This window comes from Pseudoalteromonas piscicida, from assembly GCF_002744175.1.
Lineage (GTDB): Bacteria > Pseudomonadota > Gammaproteobacteria > Enterobacterales > Alteromonadaceae > Pseudoalteromonas > Pseudoalteromonas piscicida_B.
This window is the reverse complement of the sequence record NZ_NKHF01000031.1, coordinates 1-2,215: the sequence shown is the minus strand read 5'-3', so window position 1 is coordinate 2,215 and position 2,215 is coordinate 1. Positions and strand designations below refer to the sequence as shown.

The window sequence follows — 2,215 nt, the reverse complement described above, 5'->3', positions numbered from 1 at the left end:
AGGCTCTCACTTTCCTAGCTAGTGTATTCAGTTTAGCTAGTGTTATGTAAGCTTTCCCTGCATTGCTCAGCGCTCATTATGTATTCATTACACCTAAATTTACCTTAATAAGCAATTATATTTTTTAGCGTACAGAGGCCGCTAGCCTGAGCAATTAAGCAGGTTAACTAATTGATTTTGAGCAGCTATCAAGCTGCTAACTCGTTCGGTCTACTTTGGTCGGTGTTGCATCTAACTTGAATACGCCAATTAGCCGCAAGATACCTACCTTACAATGCTGACAAGCCCAATTCGGTATCAATGTCACGTTTTCTCCTGTCTTTGGCCTCTTTACTCTGCATGTGCATGACGCCTGCGACCTTATCAGCGCTAACTTTCGCTTGCGACATGCATTGGCTAAAAAACCGTAATGCCGAATACGCATAAATCCTTTCGGTAGTACATGCTGCAAATAACGCCGTAAGAATTCGTCATTACTCAGTGTCATCACTTTATCACGATTATCATCCGCGTAATCTCGGTATTTGAAGCTCACCGACTGTGCATTCGCTGATACTAAACGTGATTCAGACATCACGCCTTTCTGGGTATACCGTGCTAGGTAACTTACTAGCTTTTCACTGTAAGCTAAACAGGCTTTGCTATACACGCACCACTTTGTTGGCGTGTTTACCTTCATGAGTGAAGTATTACATTCACTAAGCGCCGCTAGCATTTTTCCTCTAAAGACCGTTGATAACGCTTTAACGGGATATAAATAGCCTTTTTCTATCTCATTCCATTGAGTCTTATCGAGCGTACCTGCTGGGATTAAACAGTGTAAATGAATATGCTGACTTAAATTTTGCCCCCAAGTATGCAAGAGGCTAGTCATTCCTAATTGGCCATGCCCTTTTCGGTTAGCAAATTTACTCAAGGTTTGCCATGCTGCTTTGAATAAACACTGGTATAAGGCACTTGGGTTATAGTGGGCAATGGCATTAAGTTCATGAGGAAGCGTAAAGACAAGGTGGAAATAGCGGCATGGTAATAAGTTCTCTTGCTGCTTTTGTATCCACCTTGCCGTTGCCATTCCTTGACACCGTGGACAATGGCGGTCTCGGCAGCTGCACCCAATCTGCTGTGACTCACCGCAGTTATCGCACTGCCATGTTTGATAACCGAGCTGACCCGTTCTGCATGATTGAAGATGCTGACAGACGCGTTGTTGCTGATAGCTCATTATATGATGTTGCCGATAATGCCCAAGGCTCGAATTTAAAATATCAGCGAGATGTAAAGTGCTCATGGTTTAACCCAACTTGCGAGTAAATCAACACCGCCATGCCCCAATTCGGGTAACCAATGTAAGTAGCTTTGCGTGGTTTTAATATCACTGTGTCCAAGCTGATGTTGAAGTTGGTGCAACGGCATGCCTGATTCAAGTTGATGTGTTGCATAAGCATGGCGTAGTGCATGTGGATTACAGTGAGTTAAGCCGCAATGTCGTGCATGTTCACGTAATGGTCTCCTGAAGCTTGATGCTGACATGGGTTTATCCATTAACCATCGTGAGTAAAACATCCAACCCGTTGGGTGATACATTTTCCAGTAACTACGTAATTGGTTAAGTACGCTATCGGAGGCCACCACATAGCGTGACTTATCTCCTTTACCTTGTTCAATCAAAATGGTTTTTCGCTTTCCATCAATGTCTTGCACTTTAATATGCAAAAGCTCACCAATGCGTAAGCCACAACCATAGCAAACCACAATTAACGTTTTTAATCGCATATCCGTACAGTTTTCTATCAACCGCCGAATATCGTCTCGAGATAAATAGGTTGGTGCGCGAGTCTTCGCTTTTGGTAATGCGATATCTAGGTTCAGCGGTCGGTGTAAAATATGTTTAAACAAAAACCAAATACTATTTATTTGTACTTTTTGGCTTGCTCTAGAGAGCTTACGAATAGCCGGATCGTTAAAAAAGATATTCAGTTCGTCATCAGTAATAGAATCGAGTGGTTTATTGAAATAGTGACTCAGTTTAAGTAGATGCTCACAGTAACTTTTGCATGTACGTTGCGAATACCCTCGGTAGGCTATTTCTGTTTTGACTTGTTCTATGAGTGGGTTCATGACTTACCTCCAAGTTATGGGATAACCTCAAGGTAAGTGTGGCTCAGTTGGTGAGAGTAGGATCTCCGCGTAGCGGCTTAGTTCAACAATTTAATAT

General features: G+C 42.5%; 2 protein-coding genes. Both read right to left on the bottom strand.

Annotation, left to right across the window (positions count from 1 at the left end):
* Window positions 1-196: 196 nt before the first annotated feature.
* Window positions 197-1,288 (bottom strand): IS91 family transposase, encoded by a 1,092-nt coding sequence (locus CEX98_RS07310; RefSeq protein ID WP_099641444.1) that lies wholly within the window; start codon window positions 1,286-1,288, stop codon window positions 197-199.
* Window positions 1,285-2,118: a tyrosine-type recombinase/integrase gene (locus CEX98_RS07305; RefSeq protein ID WP_099641443.1), complete on the bottom strand. Its 834-nt coding sequence runs from the start codon at window positions 2,116-2,118 to the stop codon at window positions 1,285-1,287. Before CEX98_RS07305 ends, CEX98_RS07310 begins: the two co-directional genes overlap by 4 nt.
* Between the last annotated feature and the right edge of the window lie 97 nt (window positions 2,119-2,215).

Bases quoted from the DNA above. Each gene is read 5' to 3' on its own strand.
- CEX98_RS07310 (WP_099641444.1), bottom strand. From the start codon at position 1,288: ATGAGCACTTTACATCTCGCTGATATTTTAAATTCGAGCCTTGGGCAT.
- CEX98_RS07305 (WP_099641443.1), bottom strand. From the start codon at position 2,118: ATGAACCCACTCATAGAACAAGTCAAAACAGAAATAGCCTACCGAGGG.